Here is a 19,880-nt window from a genome sequence, read left to right on the forward strand (position 1 = left end):
TTCCTGATTTCAGTCTGTGGCACTGGCAAAAGCGTCCGGGGACCCGATACCGCTGCGCAGGCTGCCGTCGAGGTAGGCGGCGCGGCAGGCACGGTGTCCGATCTTGCCGCTGGAGGTGCGGGGAATCGTCCCCGACTGCACCAGCAGCAAGTCACGGACGGTGACCCCGTGCCGGACGGCAATGGCCGCCCGGATGTCGTCGGCGATGGGCTGGTACTCGAGCTTGTGCGAGCCCGCGGCGCGCTCCGCCACGATCACCAGCTGCTCGGAGGTGTCGTCGGGGTCGTACTTGAGCCCGGTGTGCGGGTTGTCGAAAACTTCCTGCGGCAGTTCATTGGCCGGCACCGAGAACGCGGCGACGTATCCGGTGCGCAGCGCCTTACTGGCCTCCTGCGCCGAGTACTCGAGGTCCTGCGGGTAGTGGTTGCGGCCGTCGATGATGACCAGGTCCTTGATGCGGCCCGCTATATAGAGGTGGCCGTTGAAGTAGGTGCCGTAGTCGCCGGTGCGCACCCACAGCCCGTCGTCCTCGGCACCCTCGGCGTGGGACTCGCTGATCCGCGACTTGAGGATGTTGCGGAACACCTCGTTGGTCTCGGCTTCCTTGCCCCAGTAGCCGGTGCCCAGGTTCTTGCCGTGCAGCCAGATCTCGCCGATCTGGCCGTCCGGCAGCTCGCTGGCGGTGTCGGGATCGACGATGACGGCCCACTCGTCGACGCCGATGACGCCGGCCGATACCTGTGCGACGGCGTTCGGCGAGTCCGCGGCCACCTCGACGAAGCGCTGCTTGTTCAGCTCGTCACGGTCGACGTGGATGACGGTGGGCGCTTCGTCCATCGGGGTGGTGGACACGAACAGCGTCGCCTCGGCCAGACCGTAGGACGGCTTGATCGCGGTCTTGCGCAGACCATAGGGCTCGAACGCCTCGTAGAACTTGCGCATCGACGCCGGGGACACCGGTTCGCTGCCGTTGAGGATGCCCTTGACGTTGCTCAAGTCCAGCGGCGGCTCACCGTCCTTGGGGACGCCGCGCACGGCGGCGTGCTCGAACGCGAAGTTGGGCGCCACGGTGAAGACCTCGCAGTCCGGGCCGTCCTCGGGCTTGCGCGCCATCTCCCGGATCCAGCGGCCGGGCCGGCGCACGAACGCGGCGGGCGTCATGAACGTGAAGCTGTGGCCGAGCACCGGTGACAGCAGGGCGGTGATCAGACCCATGTCGTGGAAGAACGGCAGCCAGGACAGGCCGCGGTCGCCGTCCTTGCCCTCCAGGCCGTTGAGCACCTGCAGCACGTTGGTCGGCAGGTTCAGGTGGGTGATCTGCACGCCGGTCGGGGTGCGGGTGGAGCCGGAGGTGTACTGCAGGTAGGCGATCGTGTTCTCGTCGGCGTCCGGTGCGACCCAAGTGGCGGCGACCTCGTCGGGCACGGCGTCGACGGCGATGACGCGGGGCCGCTCCTTGGCGGCCCGGGCGCGAATGAACTTGCGGACGCCTTCGGCGGCCTCGGTGGTGGTCAGGATCGTCGAGGGGGTGCAGTCGTCGAGCACGGCGTGCAGGCGGCCGACGTGGCCGGGCTCGCTGGGGTCGAACAACGGCACCGCGATCCGGCCGGCATACAGCACGCCGAAGAAGGCGATGAGGTAGTTCAGGTTCTGTGGGCACAGGATGGCGATGCGGTCGCCGGGCTCGGTGACCTGCTGCAGGCGCGCGCCTACCGCGCGGTTGCGTGCGCTGAAGTCCGACCACACGATGTCGCGGTAGACCCCGTCGCGCTCGGTGGAGTAGTCGATAAACCGGTAGGCCAGCTTGCTGCCGCGAACCTTCGCCCATTTCTCGACGTGCTTGACCAAGTTCGTGTTATCCGGGAACTTGATTCGACCGTTCACGATGAACGGGTTGTGGTACGCCATGCCGCCCTCTCCTGTTACACACTCGCCGGTCAGTTACTCCGGCGGTTCTGGTGTCGGCGTTGCCGACGATGTTCTCTGCGCGCGGGCCGGCCTCGTACGCGGCGCAAACTTGCGCCAGTCCGGCCGAGCTTCACCCGGTCGGGAACCACCAAACTCTTATCGCTCTTAGTTTTCTCTTAATGTTAGGCGGCAGCGCGCGGCAGACCAAATCTCAAGGTACCGCCGATTGCCCTCGGCACCGCCTACCTAACTGCTGTGTCCCCTTGCCCAGCTCGCCGGCATTGCCTTGGCGATGTGCAAGGCACCCGGGCGGTTACCCGTGCTTGGGGTGTGGCGCGTTTGCGATGAGATTACGCGCCCAGTTCAATGTCCAATCCGTGGAGGTGGCGCCGTCCAGGTTCCAGAACTGGGGGGTGGCGTACATCGCGTGGACCGGCTGGCCCGCCCCGCCGGCCAGCGTGTTGAGCGTATTCGGCAGGTTCGCGACGCTGAACGCCTCGTCCGGAGCCGCGCAGATCAGGTCGCCGGCCGCGCAGATCTCGTTGGTCTTGCCGTTGAGGTCGCCGAAGCCGCCGGGCCGCGGGCCGGTCATCGTCAAACCCAGCCCGGACAGCACCGGCACCTCGTGCAGGGTGACCTCCGCGCCCTGGCCCGGCGGGTTCGGCCCGATGTCGTTGCCCACCCCCTGCTGGCGACGACCGTCGGCGATCAACGTCACACCCAACACCAGGTCGTCGTCGACGGGTCCGCGCCCGTTGCCGATATCGCTGGCGATATCGCCGGCGATCACCGCGCCCTGCGAGAAGCCGACCAGAACGTAGCTGGTCAACGGGCACTTGTTGTTCATATCGGTCAGCGCTTGGATCGTCGCGCGGGTGCCTTCGGCTCGGCTGTCGTTGTACGACATCTGCTTGACGCCGCCCAGCGGATTGTTGAATTGAGCCGTGTAGGGGACGGTGAACGTCTGCAACCGCGACGACGGGAACTGCTGGGCGATCGCCAGGGTGTCTGGGTGCAACAACGCATTCGGGAACTGCATCGGGTTGAGCGGATCGTCGGTCGGCGACGACTCCCAGGTACCGGGAACGACGATCATCTGCACGTCCGGGCAGGAAGCGTCCTGGGAGGCCGGCCGCGGCTTGTGCGGATGCGTCGTCGTCGAGGAAGGCGGCAGAATGCCCGGCGGAACCGCGCTGGGCGGCGCCTCGGTACTGCGCAGCATCGTCACCACGGCCACGATCACCAACAGCACGACGCCGGCCATGGACAGCGCGGCCACCCAGGCGAGAATTCGGCGGCGCTTGCGCAGCCGCTGGGCATTCGAGGTCATGGTCTCCTGCTAGCAGAGTCGGTAGGTCGCAGCTTGTTACCAGGCAAGCGGCCACCCCGCCTTCTGCTGCTCAATACACGGTACCGGCTCGCCGCGCCGCGCCGTCCGTCCTGCCAGCGGGCCCGCGTGGCTAGCGGATGGCTCCCACGATGTCGCCCGACATGGCGCCCAGCTGCCCGGCCCACGAGCCCCAGCCGTTGTCGCCACCGCCCGGGAAGTCGAAGTGGCCGTTGTGGCCGCCGACGCTGCGGTACTGCTGGTAGAACATGCGGCTGTTACCCATCGCCTCGCCGGCCTGCCCGATCATCGCGGGCGCGTCGCCGCCCATGTTGGTCGGACTCCAGACCCACACCCGGGTGTTGTTCTGCGCCAGCAGCGCGGCGTGCACGTAGGGATCGTGCCACTTCCACCGGCCCAGCTGCGGAGCGCCCCACATGCCGTTGCCGTCCACGCCGCCGAATTGCTGCAGGCCGGCCAGGATCGAACCGTTCGTGGTGGTGTTCGACGGATACAGGAATCCGGACAGCGAGCCGGCGAAGCCGAAACGGTCGGGGTGGAAGGCCGCCAGCGCGAACGCGGCATATCCACCCTGGGATGCGCCCACGGCGGCGTGGCCGCCGGGTGCCAGCCCCTTGTTGGCGGCCAGCCAGTCGGGGAGCTCGGAGGACAGGAAGGTGTCCCACTGCTTGCTGCCGTCCTGCTCCCAGTTGGTGTACATGCTCCAGGCGCCGCCGGCGGGTGCGACCACGGAGATCCCCTTGCCGGCCAGGGTGCCCATCGCGTTGCCCGCGGTCACCCAGTTGCTGACGTCGGGCGCGGCGTTGAACGCATCCAGCAGATACACGGCGTGCGGACCACCACCGAGGAAGGCGACCGGGATGTCGCGGCCCATCGCGCCGGACGGCACCATCAGCGTCTCGTAGGGCGCCGCCTTGGCCTTACCCGTGATTCCGGCCGCCAGACCGCCGAATCCGAGTGTCAGCGCGGCAACGCAAAGCACCCGCAGCAGCATCGCCAGACCCCGCACGCTACCCATGTCCGCCCTCCATCGTGTAGTCGCTGTGTTTGCACAGTAACCAGGGCCGAAGTGCGGCCGACCCGCAGGGTAGTGAAACAAGTCACACCGCACAACGACCAACGGCGGAAACCCGAAGGGTTCCCGCCGTCAGTCTTGTGTTCTACCGGGTTTAGGTGCCCTGGCTCGGCGCGGTTGCGGGCGCGGCCGTCGCCGGACCGGCGCCCGGGGTGGCGCCCAGGACCGACTGCAGGTCAGGCTTCATCGCCTGCAACTGCGCGCCCCAGTAGGGCCAGTCGTGGGTGCCGTTGGCGTCGAAGTTCCAGACCGCGTTGTGACCGCCGGCCGCGTTGTAGGCCTCCTGGAACTTCAGGTTGGACGTCCGCACGAAGCCCTCCAGGAACTTGGCGGGCAGGTTGTCGCCACCGAGGTCGGACGGCTTGCCGTTACCGCAGTAGACCCAGATCCGGGTGTTGTTACTAACCAGCTTGGCGACCTGCAGAGACGGGTCGTTGCGCTGCCAGGCCGGGTCACTGGACGGTCCCCACATGTCCTTGGTCTTGTAGCCGCCGGCGTCACCCATGGCCAGGCCGATCAGGGTCGGCCCCATGCCCTGGGACGGGTCCAGCAGCGCCGACAGCGAGCCGGCGTAGACGAACTGGTCGGGGTGGTAGGCCGCCAGGATCAGCGCCGACGAACCGGCCATCGACAGACCGACAGCCGCGCTGCCGGTCGGCTTGACCTGCTTGTTGGCCGCCAGGTACTGCGGCAGCTCGCTGGTCAGGAAGGTCTCCCACTTGTAGGTGGTGCAGCCGGCCTTACCGCAGGCGGGCGCATACCAGTCGGAGTAGAAGCTGGACTGGCCACCGACGGGCATCACGGTCGCGATGCCGGACTGGTTGTACCACTCGAACGCGGGGGTGTTGATATCCCAGCCGTTGAAGTCGTCCTGCGCACGCATACCGTCCAGCAGGTACAGCGCCGGCGCGTTGGCGCCACCGCTCTGGAACTGAACCTTGATGTCGCGGCCCATTGCGGCCGACGGAACCTGCAGGTACTCCACCGGCAGACCGGGGTGCGAGAACGCCCCCGCAGTGGCCGGGCCCCCCACGACGCCGATCAGACCCGAGAGCAGAGCCGCCCCCGCGGCACCCACCACGAGCCGACGTGGCATCCGAGCCACGGCGCCGCGAAACCTGTCAACAAGCGTCATTCTTGCTTCCTCATCTTTTCGGCGCATCCGTCATCAGGGCGCGTCGGTGATTGGTTCGCACTGCATGCGCAACGGGCGCGGCAGTACTGGCTTAGTGAACCACACGAACCCCCACGGGCTCTCATCGAGGACGCTGGGCAAACCGTCATTCCAGGCCGTTTTCGTGGGGTTTTCGCACGGCATCGGGCGGTCGAAATCGGCATTTCCGCATGTGCCGGACGGTGAACGACTACTGGTGACGGTGCAAATGTGAATTTGCTGTACGTGTGCTGGTCCGGGAAATTGTGATGGGTTCGCGATCTGTGAGATTTGTCCACGCAATATTCACTCGCGGGGCGGCGGTGGACTCGGCTCCGGCACCGGCAGGCCACACCTGGCGAGTTCGTAGAGCGGGACCCGGTCGATTCGGTAGGCGGTGAATTCGAAGGAGTGCAAGAAGTTTGAGACGAACCGGTGCAGCGACATCGGGGCGCGCACCGACGCCAGCACCGCCTTGGTCTCCGGGCACTGCAGCGCCGCCACCGCCTGGGCAACCCAATTCGCGTCCAGATAGCCAGGAATGCCCGGATACACCTTCACCCAGGGGCCGTCGGCGATCACCCAGTCCGGGAAAAGGTTCTTGTCGTGCCCGATCCGGCCGTGCGTCAGGCGCTGGGTGTGCTGCGCGAGCGGGTTCGCCAATCCGATCTGGTCGATGACCCGGACGTCGAGCCCGACGTTCATGCCCAGCATGCCCAGGTTGGTGAAAAACACTGCGTGTTGCGGCTTTTGCGGCGGTTTGCTGTCGGGGGGACTTCCCGGGGCCGGCGGCGGCTGTTGCAGCTGGGGCACGATATCCCACTGAATGTAGTTGCCCGACGGCAACAACAGCGCCCCGTCCGGGGTGTTGTCCAGGGCCGCCAGCACCGCCGCCATCCTCGGGTAATCGAGGTAATCGGCGGCGGTCAGCGGGTGCGCGTGCCCGGTCGCCTGGGCATAGAAGCGGCGCTCGTCGACGATGCCGCTGTAGGTGACGTGAGTGGCGTCGTAACCCATCCCCGGCGAGTTTGCTGCCCACAGCGACCAGCCCGCGATACTCAGCCAGAGCAGGCTGGCGGCACCGGCCAGCCAGTAGCCGGTTTCGCGCGAATAATCCTGCCCGTCGGGGATCAGCACGGGGATCACGGCGACCGGGGCCAGCAAACAAAATAGCGGTGCCAGCAGCACACGCGCATGCATGAAATCGCCACCCTGCCGGGTCCAGTAGAGGGCCTGCAGCAGACCGCTTACGAGGACGAAGGCCACCACCGCCGGCGGGCTTTGCACAGCCCGCGCCACCCGGCCGTAGTTGGGCGCGAGCATCGGGCGCAGGAACGACGGCCGCCGCCGCACCATCGTCAGCAGGAGCCCCAGCGGCACCAGCAGCAGCACCGGCAGCCACACGGCGTAGGGCGCGCTGAAATTCGACAGGTAAATCATGCCCTGGGACCACTTGTCACCAGCGGCGTCCTTGGCCAGCGCCGTCCCGGGAACCAGCAGGCCGTAGTAGCCCATCCGGAAGATCTGGTAGGCCACCGGAAGCAACCCGCCGGCGGCGACGATCAGCGCCCGCCGGCGCCAGGTCCGCGCCGAAATCAGCATCATGATCAGAGCCAGACCGCCCATCAGCGCCAGCTCCGGACGCACCAGCACGCTGAACCCGGCGACGAAGGCCAGCACCCCGAGGAACACGTCGTTGTCCGGCCGGTTCCGCAACGGCTGCGCCCAGCGGACCATCATCCACCACAGCAATCCCAGATAGGCGAGCGTCAGCCCGTTCTCCAGCCCTGAGGTGGCGAAGTCCCGCGCCGGGGGCAACGCGATGTAGATCAGCGCCCCGGCGGGCAGCATGATCGCCCGGCGTCCCCGCAGGCTGGGGGCGTACAGCCGGCCGGCGCCCAGCATCAACAGCACCACGCCCGACACGGACAGCGCCAGCGCCAGCGCCAGCGCGACGTACTCCATGCGCACCGGTCCGCCGACCCAGCTTCCGACGTACACCAGGTAGGTCCACGCCGTGGAGGTGTTCGCCTCGACCCGCTCACCCTGGTTGAAAACCGGCCCGTTGCCGGCCAGCAGGTTGCGTACCGTGCGCAACACGATCAGTCCGTCGTCGGCGATCCAGCGTCGCTCCCAAGCGCCCCAGCCGAACAGCGCGGCGACCACCGCCACGCTCACCCACAGGCTCACCCGAACCGAGGTGTCGTATGGGAACGGCGACCGGCGACCGACCCTGGACCGGCGGCGCATCATGGTGCCGTTGAAGCGCTTGATGGTCTCGAGACCCGGACTAGCCGAAGGCAACGGCGGCACCAACTGTTGCGATCCACGCGAGGAACAGCAGCTGCAACACCCGATCACGCAGCGCTATGTCTTCGGGCTCGCCGGCCAGTCCGCCGTCGACGTCGACCGCATAACGCAGGATCGCGATCGTGAACGGGACCATCGAGACCGCGAACCAGGAACCCGAATAGCGGTCCCGCTCGAACGCCCACATCCCGTAACACAACACCACCGACGTCGCCGACAGCGTCCAGACGAATCGCAGGTAGGTGCTGGTGTAGCTTTCCAGCGATTTGCGGATCGCCGCTCCGGTTCGCTCGGCCAACTGCAATTCCGCGTAGCGCTTGCCCGCCACCATGAACAGCGACGCGAACGCCGCCGTCAGCAAGAACCACTGTGACAACGGGATGTCGGTAGCCGCACCCCCGGCGATGGCCCGCAGCAGATACGCCGACGACACGATGCAAATGTCCATCACCGCTTGGTGTTTCAGGCCGAAGCAGTAGGCCAGCTGCATCGCGAGGTAGATGCCCATCACCACCGCGAGGTTCGGCGTGAGCCACCAGGAAATCCCCAGTGACGCCGCGCCGAGCACCACGGCAAGCGCATAGGCCAGCCATTCGGGTACCACGCCGGCGGCGATCGGCCGGAATCGCTTGGTGGGGTGCTCACGGTCCGCCTCGACGTCGCGGACGTCGTTGATCAGGTAGATCGCCGAGGCCGCCAGGCAGAACACCACGAACGCCACGCCGACCTTGGACGCCACCTCCGCATAGTCGTAACGGACACCGCGGCCGGCCGCCGCCACCGGCGCGGCCACCACCAGCACGTTCTTCACCCATTGGCGCGGGCGCATGGCCTTGATCACGCCGGTGATCAAGTTGGCCGGAGGTCGTCCGGTCACCACTTCTCCGTCCATTTCGGCTTCGCTCATTTCGGCCACACCTATCTCGACTTTCTATCGAGCCAGAGTGCAAGGCGAGCGACCACGGCGCCGAGCGCCACGCCGAAGGCCACGTCGCTGGGATAGTGCACGCCCAGCAGTATCCGCGACACCGCCATCGGCGGAACCAGCACCACCGGCAGCGGCAGTCCGGTGGCCCGGCCCATCAGGATGGCCGCGGTCGTCGTGGAAGTGGCATGGGCGGACGGGAAACTCAGCTGGCTGGGAGTACCGACATTGACCGCGACGGCCGGATGATGCGGACGCTTGCGGCGCCCCCCCCGCTTGATCAGCACGGCGGCCGCGTGCGCTGCGAACGTGCCGGCCGCGGCCACCAGCCACTCCCGGCGGCGGCGCTCCCATAACAGGGCGCCCAGCAGTTCGACGATCAACCACCCGGCGCTGTGCTCCCCGAAGTGCGACATTCCGCGCGCCGTGGCCAGCACCCCGGGGCGGTCAGCCAGTGCCGACTGAACGGCGACCATCGCGGCCACTTCGCCGCGCGGCGCCGATTCAGGCATGGCTTGTTTCCGGCTGGGGGTGCCTCCCGTTTGCGGGGCACAGCACGGTTTCCCACTTCTGCTTGCTGGACAGCACCGGCAGCGCGTCGCGGTACACCCGGCGCATCTCGTCGAATCGGCTCAGCAGCTGGCGCTGGCGGCGCAGCGATTGCAGGAGCAGGGTGAACATCTTGCGCCGGTCACGCTGGCGGTAGACCACACCGCATCCGTCGGCCGTGGTGACCGTGACACCGTCGACGGTGCACAGCCGAAACCAGCGCGCGTCCTGGGTCGGCACGTTGAACTCCGGGCGCCGGTGGCTCTCCGGGTCGGCGGTCTTGAGGTTGTGCGCAATCCCGCGGGCCAGCCGGTAGCTGATCGACACCGGGTTCACCGGCGGCTTCATCGCCTTGGTCTTGTGCTGCGGCGGGGGCAGTTCGCTGGCGGCCGGTAGCACGACCGCGTCCGGATACTCCTTGCGCAGCCGATGAACTTCCGGCAACCCCGACTCCAGGATCGAGAAGATGTGCTCCGGGCCTGCGAGGAAGTCGTCGATGGCCCGGTTCTGGATCACGACAGTCGAATATTCAAGGCAGGCAAGATGTTTCAGTGTTGCCTTGAGGTGACTACGCACCAGGCCGCGGACCTCGCCGTCCCAGTGCAGCGCCGCGACCACCAGGCGGTTGCGCAGATGGAAGTAGGCCTGCCAGTCGATCGCGTCGTCCTTGTCGCTCCAGGCCATGTGCCAGATCGCGGCACCAGGCAGCGTGACGGTCGGGTAGCCGTGTTCGCCTGCGCGCAAACCGTATTCGGCGTCGTCCCACTTGATGAACAACGGCAGCGGCTGGCCGATCTCCTCGGCGACCTGCCGCGGGATCATGCACGTCCACCAACCGTTGAAGTCGACATCGATGCGCCGGTGCAGCAGCGCGCTGCGATCGTTCTTGTCATTCAGCGGGAATTCGGCGAAGTCGTGGTCGTACTCGGCGTGCGGCGCGGCGGTCCACATGAAGTTCGCCTGGTTGACCACCTCGCCCATGATGTGCAGGTGCGACGGCTCCTGCAGGTTGAGCATCTGACCGCCGATCAGCATCGGCGTCTTGGCGAAGCGGTTCATCGCCAGGATCCGCAGCACCGTGTCCGGCTCGATGCGGATGTCGTCATCCATGAACAGAATCTGTTGGCAGTCAGTGTTTTTCAGCGCCTCGTACATCACCCGGCTATAGCCGCCGGAGCCGCCGAGGTTGGGCTGGTCGTGGATGGAGAGCCGGCTGCCCAGACCCGCGGCGGCTGCGGCGAAGTCCGGGTGATCGCGCACCTTGCGGGTGCCCTGATCCGGGACGATCACCGCACCGATTACCTTGTCCACCAAAGGGTCCGCGGTGAGGTCGGCGAGCGCGTTGACGCAGTCGGCGGGACGGTTGAAGGTCGGGATGCCGACGGCGATGTTGGCCGTACCCGGAGCCGGCTCGGTCGCATACCAACCGCCGCTGAGCACGTTGACCGCGGTGTCGGTGGTGACATCGAACCAGATCCAGCCGCCGTCCTCGAACGACTTGAGCGGCACCTCGATTTCGACGACGGCCGGCTGCTCGTCGGTCCCGACGAATTGGCGGCCCTCCACCGAGATCCGCACCCCGGTGGCCTTGGTGCGATACACGTCGACGCGTCCGGTCCCGGTCAGCTCGACCCGCAGCACCACCGACGTGCAGATGGACCAACGTCGCCAGTAGCTCGCCGGGAAGGCGTTGAAATACGTGGCGAACGAGACCTCGGACTCCTTGCCGATCTCCAGCGAGGTGCGGCTGGTCGCGTGCGCCCGACGGGCGTTGGTGGTCGACTCCTCGAGGTACAGCTTGCGTACATCGAGCGGTTCCCCCGGACGGGGCAGGATGATTCGGGACAGCAAGCTCACGGCGGTCATTGGTGCCACTCTCCCCCTAGCGCTTCGCGGCTGGGAGGTACCCCCACCTCATCGCTGCGTCCCCCTCGCCGCTGCGCGGCTGGGGGTGCCCCCACTGCATCGTCGTCGGCACGGGTCATTGGCGCGCGCCTTCCTCTTCGGCCAACGGGGTTCCGTCGCGCAGGTGCGGCGCGAGGGTGTTGTCGTACATGTTCAGTGCGCTGGCAATCGCCATGTGCATATCCAGATACTGATAGGTGCCCAGCCGCCCGCCGAAAAGTACCTTCGACGAGGCCGTCTCTGACTTCGCCCTCCCCCGGTAGGCGGCCAACAGGGCGCGGTCGGCCTCGGTATTAATCGGATAGTAGGGCTCGTCGTCGTCGGCGGCGAACCGGGAGTACTCACGCATGATGACCGTTTTGTCGGTCGGGTAGTCGCGCTCGACGTGGAAGTGACGGAACTCGTGGATGCGGGTGTACGGGACGTCGGGATCGTTGTAGTTCATCACCGGGGTGCCCTGGAAGTCGCCGACGGGTAACACTTCGAGCTCGAAGTCCAGGGTGCGCCAGCCGAGCCGCCCCTCGGCGTAGTCGAAGTAGCGATCCAGCGGGCCGGTGTAGACGACCGGTGCATCGGGGCTCTCGGCGCGCAACTGGTCGCGGACGTCGAACCAGTCGGTGTCCAACCTGACCTCGATGCGTTCGTCGGCGGCCATGTTCTCCAGCCAGGCGGTGTAGCCGCCCAGTGGCAGGCCCTCGTAGGTGTCGTTGAAGTAGCGGTTGTCGAAGGTGTAGCGCACCGGTAGTCGGGTGATGTTGGCCGCGGGCAGTTCTCTCGGGTCGGTCTGCCACTGCTTGGCGGTGTAACCCTTGACGAACGCCTCGTAGAGCGGCCGGCCGATCAGCGAAATGGCCTTTTCCTCGAGGTTCTGCGCGTCGGCGGTGTCGATCTCGGCGGCCTGCTCGGCGATCAGTTGCCGGGCCTGCTCGGGAGTGAAGTACTTGCCGAAGAACTGCGACACCAGCCCCAGCCCCATCGGGAACTGGTATGCCTGCCCGTTGTGCATCGCGAACACCCGGTGCTGGTAGTTGGTGAATTCGGTGAACTGGCGCACGTAATCCCACACCCTCTTGTTCGAGGTGTGGAACAGGTGGGCACCGTACTTGTGGACCTCGATGCCCGTCTGCGGCTCCGCTTCGGAGTACGCGTTGCCACCGATGTGCGGACGTCTCTCGACGACGAGCACACGCTTTCCGAGTTGGGTGGCCACACGTTCGGCGATGGTGAGGCCGAAGAATCCGGATCCGACGACGAGGAGGTCAAAACGAGCGGTCATCGGTTGCTTAGGGTATCCGACCCCAAGGGCGCTACCCCAGTTGGCGAGGCTGGCGCGGTGGGATTCGAGCACGTGAAGACTGGTTTGCAGTGACCCGAATCGCACGTAACGCCCAGGGTCGCAAATACCTCACGATTCAATATCACCACTCTAGTAACAGCTTTCCCACTCGTACCATCGACTCTGTGTGGTTCCCACCGGATACGGACCGGCGGGATCTTCCGACACAACCGATGAATTGAGGAGACTTCCGTGCCGAACCGACGCCGTCGCAAGCTCTCGACAGCCATGAGCGCGGTCGCCGCCCTGGCAGTGGCGAGTCCATGCGCTTACTTCCTTGTTTACGAATCGACCGCCAGCGGTAAGCCGGTCGAGCACCACGACTTCAAGCAGGCCGCGGTCATGACCGACCTGCCCGGCGAGTTGGTGGGCGCGCTGACCCAGGGTCTGTCCCAGTTCGGGGTCAACCTGCCGCCGATTCCCGCCCTGGGCGGTGCCGGCACCGGGACGACGGGCCTCGGGACGACTGGACTGACCAGCCCGGGCCTGGGCACTCCGGGCCTCGGGACCACCGGTCTGACCAGCCCGGGCCTGGGCACCCCCGGCCTGACGAGTCCGGGGTTGACGAGTCCGGGCCTGACCAGTCCGGGCCTGACGAGTCCGGGTCTGACCAGCCCCGGCCTGACCCCCGGTCTTACCAGCCCGAGTCTGACGCCTGGTGCCGCGCCCGGTGCGCTGACGCCCGGTGTGCCCGGTACGCCGACCACGCCGGGTATGCCGACGATGCCTGGTGCCGGACTGAACCCGGCGCTGGCCAACCCCGGGCTGACCAGCCCGGCCGGACTGACTCCCGGTGGCCTGGGCGCTCCCAACGAGGTGCCGATCAGCGCGCCGATGGACCCGGGTGCCGACGGCACCTACCCGATCCTCGGTGACCCGTCGACGCTGGGCGGCGGTTCGCCGATCGGCGGTGCCGGCACCGGCAGCAGCGGCGGTGGCGGCCTCGTCAACGACGTGATGCAGGCCGCCAACCAGCTTGGCGCCGGTCAGGCCATCGACCTGCTCAAGGGCCTGGTGATGCCTGCCATCATGCAGGCTCAGGGCGGCGCGGCCGGTGCGTTGCCGGGTGCCGCTGGCGCCCTGCCGGGTGCGGCGGGTGCCCTGCCGGGTGCGGCTGCGGCCCTGCCGGGTGCCGCCGGTGCCCTGCCGGGTGCCGCCGGTGCGCTCCCGGGTGCCGTTGGCGCCCTGCCGGGCGCGGCTGCGGCGCTGCCGCCGGCGCTGCCGCCCGTCTAGAACTTCGGGGGTCCTGTCACCTGACGGCACCGCAGAGTCACCACTGCTCTGCGGTGCCGTCGAACAGTTTCAGGACCGGTTTTGACACGCGGAAAAACGTGTCGCCTCATTAATAACATCAGAAACACACGTAACATCAGCTGGTGTTGTCTCGTCACCGTCCGCCCACGATGTTGCTGACCGCCATCGCGGCGACGGTTGTCCTGGTCTCGGCGGTCGCGGACCTGACCCGCGACCACGGCGCCCCGCCCGCCCCTCGGCCGACCCACGACACCAAGCTCGCCGAGCAGCCGCTGGTCGGGCTCGGCGGCGGCGTCACGGTTCGCGAAGTGACCCAGGAGACGCCGTTTTCTCTGGTCGCGCTCACCGGCGACCTGGCCGGCACCTCCACCCGGGTGCGGGCTAAGCACCCGGACGGTTCGTGGGGGCCCTGGTACCAGACCGAGTACGAGACCGCGGCGCCGGACAACGGCCCACCGGCCGCCGAATCGGCCCTGCCGCCGGGACCGACCGAGGGACCCCGCAGCACCGATCCGGTGTTCGTCGGCACCACGACGACCGTGCAGATCGCGGTCACCCGCCCGCTCGACGCCGCGGAAACCGTGGCGGCGCCACCCGCCGCACCGGTCAACGGTCTGGGCTACCGCCCCGCCTCCCGGGAACAACCGTTCGGGCAGAACATCTCCGCGATCCTCATCTCCCCGCCGCAGGCGCCCGTCAAGACACAGTGGACGCCGCCGGCCGGAGTCGTGATGCCCGGCCAGGCGCCGCCCATCATCAGCCGGGAGGAATGGGGCGCCGACGAGTCACTGCGCTGCGGTAGTCCGCAGTACGACAACGGGATTCGCGCGGCCGTCATTCATCACACGGCGGGCAGCAACGACTACTCACCGCTCGAATCGGCGGGCATCGTCAAGGCCATTTACACCTACCACAGCAAGACGTTGGGCTGGTGCGACATCGCCTACAACGCACTGGTCGACAAGTACGGCCAGGTGTTCGAAGGCAGCGCCGGCGGTCTGACCAAGGCCGTCGAGGGCTTCCACACCGGCGGCTTCAACCGCAACACCTGGGGTGTCGCGATGATCGGCAACTTCGACGACGTGCCACCGACGCCGCTGCAGCTTCGCTCGGTCGGCCGGTTGCTGGGCTGGCGCCTCGGCCTGGACGGCGTGGACCCCAAGGGCACGGTGACATTGGAGTCCGCGGGCAGCCACTACACCACCTACCCGGCCGGCGCCGTTGCGACGCTGCCGACCATCTTCACCCACCGCGACGTCGGCAACACCGACTGCCCCGGTAACGCCGCCTACGCGCTGATGGACGAAATCCGGGATATCGCATCTCATTTCAACGACCCACCCGAGGAATTGATCAAGGCGCTGCAGGGCGGCGCGATCTACCAGCACTGGCTGGAGCTGGGCGGGATGAACAGCGTGCTGGGCGCGCCCACCTCGCCGGAGGACAACGCCGAAGGCGGTGCCCGCTACTCCACCTTCGCCAGGGGCGCGATGTACTGGTCGCCGGCGACCGGAGCACAACCCGTCACCGGTGCGATCTATGACGCCTGGGCCGCACAAAGTTACGAGCGCGGCCCGCTCGGCTTGCCGACCAGCGCCGAAATCCAAGAGCCGCTGCGGATCACGCAGAATTTCCAGCATGGCACGCTGAACTACAACCGCCTCACCGGCGACGTCAGCCAGATCCTCGACGGGATCACCACGCAGCTTTCTGGACAGGCCCCGAGCGCCCCGGCCGTCCCGCCGGAACACTTCTCGCTGCCGGCACATCCGGACGCCTGACCGCGGGCCCCGCACACGGCGCTGCCGCGCGTACTAGTCTGCGACCTGTGCCCGAGACGCCGTATCTGAGCATCGATCTTTCTCGGGTGCGCAAGAACTTCCAAGCGATGCGCGCCGCGTTTCCCCAGGCGCAGATCCGCTACGCAGTCAAGGCGAACCCCGCCGAACCGATTCTGCGCCTGCTGGCCACCGAGGACTGCGCTTTCGACGTCGCATCGGTCGGCGAGATCGACACGTGCGGCTCCGCCGGGATCGACGGCCGCCTGCTGACGTTCGGCAACCCCGTCAAGAAGCCCGCCGACATCGCCCTGGCACACGCGCGCGGGGTGCGGCGGTTCGCGTTTGACACCGAACGCGGACTCGACGCCATCGCCGAACGCGCGCCGGCCGCGGCGGTGGAATGCCGTATCGCGCCCGACTTTCCGTCGTCGGTGACCCCGTTCGGTCACAAGTTCGGCTGCGCCCCGGATGCCGCTGCCGAATTGCTGAACCGGGCCGCGCGGCTGGGACTTCGCCCCGAGGGAGTGTGCTTTCACGTCGGGTCACAGCAGCTGGACCCGTCAGCGTGGGAGATCGGAATACGTTGTGCGGCGGCCGTATTCGAAGAAATAGGCGAAATCGGCACGATCAACATCGGAGGCGGTTACCCGCTGGCGTACGCAGTCGGCGCACCGGATCTCGACGTCATCGCCGAGGCGGTCCACGCGGCACTACGCCGCCACTTCGGCGCGAACCGGCCGCAGCTGGCGATCGAACCCGGACGGGCGATCGCGGGTTCGGCGGGCACGATCAGCTGCGAGGTGGTCGCGGTGCGCACGGGCACCGACACCCGGCGCTGGGTGTACCTGGACATCGGCCGCTACGGCGGTCTCGCCGAGACCGAAAACGAGTACATCCGGTACCGCCTGCGCACCGGCCGTGATGGTGATCCCGTCGGAGATGCGGTAATCGCGGGTCCGACCTGCGACGGTGACGATGTGCTGTATCAGAGCTATCCGCTCCCGGTCACCCTGAGTCCCGGCGACCGCATCGAGATCGCCGATGCCGGTGCGTACACCGCGAGCTATTCCTCGGTCCAGTTCAATGGCTTCCCCTCGCTGCCAACATATTTCGACGAGCCTTCCGACAACCGGTGGGAAGTCGCCGAACCGCTGGCGCCGGGGCTGACCCGAATCTGGGACCTCGCCGAGGTCATCTGCGACGTCGACACCGAATTCCAGAACCTGGTGATCGGCCGCACCCGGCAAGGCGTGTCGTTGTTCAGCGACAGCGAACGTCAGAGCACCGAATTCAGTCAGCTGGTCTACCACGAGGCGCTGCTGGTACCGGCGCTGCTGCTGGCCGGCCGGATCGAGCGCGTGCTCGTCATCGGCTCGGGCGAGGGCGTGGTCAGCCAGCAAGCCGTGTCGGCGGGCGCCCTCCACGTCGATCACGTCGACATCGATCGCGAGGCCGTGCGGCTGTGCGCGCGACACCTGCCCTACGGCTACACGGTGGACGAACTCCTCAGGGCGGAAACAGGTTCCGGTCCGGTTGTCATGCACTATTGCGACGGTTGGGAATTCGTCGAGCGCGTCACCACGCAGTACGACGTCGTGGTGATCGATCTTCCCGACGAACGCACCGAGGCGGTGCAGCACAACCGGCTCTACGGCACCGAGTTCCTGCGACGCTGCGCGGGTATCGGCAGGGTGATCGTCGCTCAGGCCGGCTGTCCTACGCTGTGGCGCAACGAGTCGCTGCACGCGTCGTGGCAGCGATTCCGCGAAACCTTCCCGACCGTCGTCTATTTCGGTAGCGACGAACATGAATGGGCGTTTCTGTGCGGGCTGACCGAAACCTGCGACCATCCCGTCGCAACGATGTCGGCGCGCCTGCCGACGCTGCCCTACCGACCCCACACCATCGATGCGGACACGCTCACCTCGTCCACCGTGCCGCCAAAGAGCCTGCGGGACCGCGACTCCCGCTAGGCGGGTACCGTCAGAGGATCGCGACCGCCACCACGATGCCCAGCGCCACCTGCGCGGCGGCCACCATCAGCGCCTCGTAGTTGAACTCATCGGAGTTGAACAACGCGTCCATGTCGATGCCGATCACCATGGTCGCGATCCGCATCATCACCACCTGGGCGACGATGCCCACCAGTCCGAAGACCGCCGACCCCACCAGGCCTTCGGCCAGTTTTCCGGACGACGAATAGATCGCCAGCACCACGATCAACGCCATGCTGACCATGCCCGCCGCGGACACGACGATCGCGTTCGGCTTTCCCGCGTTGACCATCTTGCGCAGCGGACCCGGCGTGGTGAGGTCGATGGCGTAGAACCCGACCAGCATCAGGATCAGTCCGACGATCGCGTACAAGATGATGGCGCCGGCGCCACGGCCGAGCACCGCCCAATAGCCCTGGTCCCAATAGCCTGAATTCAGCGCCACGATGGTTGTCATCGACGATCAACTCCGTTCACTTGCTCAGAAGTTCACTTCTGGGGGATCCGGTGTGGGACAAAGGCTGCGCCGTCGTCGGTGATCAGGCCCGCGGTCTCGCGGATGCCGAGGCCGGCGGCGGTGTCGCCGACGATCCACGCGCCCAACGCGGGCCGCATGTCGTCGAATTCCGGTAGCGGGTCCAGCAGCTGATAGACGTATCCCTCTTCGCCGTAGACACCGCCGGTCGCGGTTTGCATGCCGGCGCCGACGACGGTGATGTTCGCGCCTTCACGCCCCAGCTTGGGCTTGCGGACGTATTCGGTCAGTTCATGCGGATCGTCGATGTAGGCGGGCAACAGGTTCGGGTGACCCGGATACATCTCCCACAGGATTCCGAGAATCGCCTTGTTGGACAACAACGTCTTCCACAGCGGTTCGATCCAAGCCGTCTGCGGCAGGCTGGACACCACGTTCTTGCCGAACTCGTCGTCAAGCACCCACTCCCACGGGTAGAGCTTGAAGACCGCGTGGATCTGTGACTCTTCGAGGTCGACGAAGCGCTTGAGCGCGGAGTCCCAGCCGATGTCCTCGATCGTCAGGCCTACGGTCGCAAAGCCGGCCTCCGCGGCGGTTTCCTGCATGTAGGTGGTGGTGATCTGGTCTTCGCCGGTGGCCTCCATGCCCGACCAGCTCAGGTGCAGCTCGTCGTTGGGCAGCAGATCGCGCAGCTGCTTCCACCGGTCGACCAGCTGTTCGTGCAGGGAGTTCCACTGGTCATCGCCGGGGAAGCAGTCCTTGAGCCAATACCATTGCAGGATAGCGGCTTCCAGCAGCGTGGTCGGTGTATCGGCGTTGTACTCGAGCAGCACCGCCGGCCGCCGCCCGTCGTAGCGTAAGTCGAAGCGGCCGTACACATGTGGGTCAGCGCGCCGCCACGATTCGGCAATCGGCTGCCAACTCCATTCCGGCAGACCGAATTCCGCGTAGCGCTCCATCAGCACCACTTGCTCGACGGCGTTCAGGCACATCGAGTGCAGCAGTTCGACATCGGCTTCCAGCGCCAGGATCTCGTCCATCTCGAACTCGTAATACACCGATTCGTCCCAGTACGGGCGGTCGCGGCCCCTGGCGTCACGCGCGGGCGTTCCATACACCAGGCCTTGCGATTCGACGATCGTCTGCCAGTTCGGCCGCGGTCGCTGCCTGGCGCGCTTCACGAGCCGCTACTCTTCCCGGGCGACGAGCCGCCCAGGCCGCCGCGCGAAATGCTGCTCCCTGACTTGGTGGTGATGTTGGCGCCCTTGGGCGCGGTCGTCGTCCCACCGCTCGGTCGCGAACCCACCGAGCCCGAACTACCGTAGTAGTAACGGTATTGGTGCCCGCCGTAGTAGAAGAACCCGTTGAGTCCCTCGGTGTGGCCGGTGCAGTAACTGTCCGGCACGATCACCGGTTGACCGCTCGAATCGTCCTGGACGCACTGGGCGGTGACGGTCGCCGGTTCCGACAACATCCAATATCCGAGGCCGGCCACCAGGCCCACCACGCCCACGGCGGCCGCGGCGCCCATCAACGCCCGGCGCTGGTGGCGGCGCTTCTGCTCGGCGGCCAGCCGCGCCTCTTCCAGCTCCTTCTGCTTCTTTTCGTACTTGGCCCGGGCCCGCTGTTCGGCCGGTGTGGGTGGGCGTGGCTTCGTCGTCGCCGCGTCCTGGAACTCCATGCTGCCGCCGGACGGGAATCGTCCGGGGTCGTCCTCGGGTTGCTCGGCCTCGTCGCTGCCGGTGAGCTTGTCCGGCTCCGGCTTATCGCCGGCCCTGGCGTCCACATCGTCGGGGTTGTCGTCGATGGGCTCACCGCCCTTCGGCGGCTCGTCTTGCGACCCCACTACAACACCTGACGAGGGGCA

Annotated in this window: 15 protein-coding genes; 3 read left to right on the forward strand and 12 right to left on the reverse strand. The window is 67.0% G+C overall.

Annotated elements, in window-relative coordinates; all coding sequences use genetic code 11:
* Window positions 1–9 precede the first annotated feature (9 nt).
* The 9 genes from fadD32 to glf form a co-directional block, all read right to left on the reverse strand.
* A complete protein-coding gene (gene fadD32, locus MAAFP003_RS26700; protein ID WP_096290598.1) occupies window positions 10–1,908 on the reverse strand; it encodes a long-chain-fatty-acid--AMP ligase FadD32 in 1,899 nt (632 codons plus the stop codon).
* A 313-nt stretch (window positions 1,909–2,221) separates the two neighbouring features.
* Window positions 2,222–3,238, reverse strand: a complete 1,017-nt coding sequence (gene culp6 / locus MAAFP003_RS26705) for a carboxylesterase Culp6 (RefSeq protein ID WP_096290599.1) — start codon at window positions 3,236–3,238, stop codon at window positions 2,222–2,224.
* Between the two features lie 130 nt (window positions 3,239–3,368).
* Window positions 3,369–4,274 (reverse strand): esterase family protein, encoded by a 906-nt coding sequence (locus MAAFP003_RS26710; protein WP_423790947.1) that lies wholly within the window; start codon window positions 4,272–4,274, stop codon window positions 3,369–3,371.
* A 151-nt stretch (window positions 4,275–4,425) separates the two neighbouring features.
* Entirely contained in the window at window positions 4,426–5,466 is a 1,041-nt protein-coding gene (ag85A, locus tag MAAFP003_RS26715) for a diacylglycerol acyltransferase/mycolyltransferase Ag85A (RefSeq protein WP_096290600.1), read from the reverse strand.
* Window positions 5,467–5,790: 324 nt separating this feature from the next.
* Window positions 5,791–7,788: a terminal beta-(1->2)-arabinofuranosyltransferase gene (aftB, locus tag MAAFP003_RS26720; protein ID WP_279304561.1), complete on the reverse strand. Its 1,998-nt coding sequence runs from the start codon at window positions 7,786–7,788 to the stop codon at window positions 5,791–5,793.
* On the reverse strand, window positions 7,775–8,686 hold the full coding sequence (locus tag MAAFP003_RS26725; RefSeq protein WP_096291446.1) for a decaprenyl-phosphate phosphoribosyltransferase: 912 nt from the start codon (window positions 8,684–8,686) through the stop codon (window positions 7,775–7,777). Before MAAFP003_RS26725 ends, aftB begins: the two co-directional genes overlap by 14 nt.
* A gap of 26 nt (window positions 8,687–8,712) precedes the next feature.
* Complete coding sequence (locus MAAFP003_RS26730) at window positions 8,713–9,231, reverse strand: phosphatase PAP2 family protein (RefSeq protein WP_207768617.1); 519 nt, start codon at window positions 9,229–9,231, stop codon at window positions 8,713–8,715.
* Window positions 9,224–11,134, reverse strand: coding sequence for a glycosyltransferase (locus MAAFP003_RS26735; RefSeq protein WP_096290602.1), 1,911 nt, complete (start codon window positions 11,132–11,134; stop codon window positions 9,224–9,226). The genes MAAFP003_RS26730 and MAAFP003_RS26735 overlap by 8 nt, the downstream gene beginning before the upstream one ends.
* A 115-nt stretch (window positions 11,135–11,249) precedes the next feature.
* On the reverse strand, window positions 11,250–12,449 hold the full coding sequence (gene glf / locus MAAFP003_RS26740) for a UDP-galactopyranose mutase (RefSeq protein WP_096290603.1): 1,200 nt from the start codon (window positions 12,447–12,449) through the stop codon (window positions 11,250–11,252).
* Between the two features lie 252 nt (window positions 12,450–12,701).
* On the opposite strand from glf, the gene MAAFP003_RS26745 reads away from it, so the two are divergent.
* The 3 genes from MAAFP003_RS26745 (at window position 12,702) to MAAFP003_RS29780 (ending at window position 17,517) form a co-directional block, all read left to right on the forward strand.
* Window positions 12,702–13,742 carry a PirG gene (locus MAAFP003_RS26745; protein ID WP_207768618.1) on the forward strand — a complete coding sequence of 347 codons (1,041 nt, stop codon included), beginning with the start codon at window positions 12,702–12,704 and terminating at the stop codon, window positions 13,740–13,742.
* A gap of 146 nt (window positions 13,743–13,888) precedes the next feature.
* Entirely contained in the window at window positions 13,889–15,544 is a 1,656-nt protein-coding gene (locus MAAFP003_RS26750; protein ID WP_423790959.1) for an N-acetylmuramoyl-L-alanine amidase, read from the forward strand.
* A 47-nt stretch (window positions 15,545–15,591) separates the two neighbouring features.
* A complete protein-coding gene (locus MAAFP003_RS29780) occupies window positions 15,592–17,517 on the forward strand; it encodes a spermine/spermidine synthase domain-containing protein (RefSeq protein WP_243394210.1) in 1,926 nt (641 codons plus the stop codon).
* A gap of 10 nt (window positions 17,518–17,527) precedes the next feature.
* Here the strand turns inward: MAAFP003_RS29780 and MAAFP003_RS26765 are convergent, their stop codons facing one another.
* The 3 genes from MAAFP003_RS26765 to MAAFP003_RS26775 are packed head-to-tail and all read right to left on the reverse strand — an operon-like array spanning window position 17,528 to window position 19,859.
* The gene (locus MAAFP003_RS26765) at window positions 17,528–17,995 is read right to left on the reverse strand and encodes a DUF350 domain-containing protein (protein ID WP_096290606.1); all 468 of its coding nucleotides are present in this window, start codon (window positions 17,993–17,995) and stop codon (window positions 17,528–17,530) included.
* A gap of 32 nt (window positions 17,996–18,027) precedes the next feature.
* A complete protein-coding gene (locus MAAFP003_RS26770) occupies window positions 18,028–19,194 on the reverse strand; it encodes a glutathionylspermidine synthase family protein (protein WP_096290607.1) in 1,167 nt (388 codons plus the stop codon).
* Window positions 19,191–19,859: a hypothetical protein gene (locus tag MAAFP003_RS26775; protein WP_243394211.1), complete on the reverse strand. Its 669-nt coding sequence runs from the start codon at window positions 19,857–19,859 to the stop codon at window positions 19,191–19,193. The genes MAAFP003_RS26770 and MAAFP003_RS26775 overlap by 4 nt, the downstream gene beginning before the upstream one ends.
* Between the last annotated feature and the right edge of the window lie 21 nt (window positions 19,860–19,880).

Origin of the sequence: Mycobacterium ahvazicum (genome assembly GCF_900176255.2) — a bacterium.
Lineage (GTDB): Bacteria > Actinomycetota > Actinomycetes > Mycobacteriales > Mycobacteriaceae > Mycobacterium > Mycobacterium ahvazicum.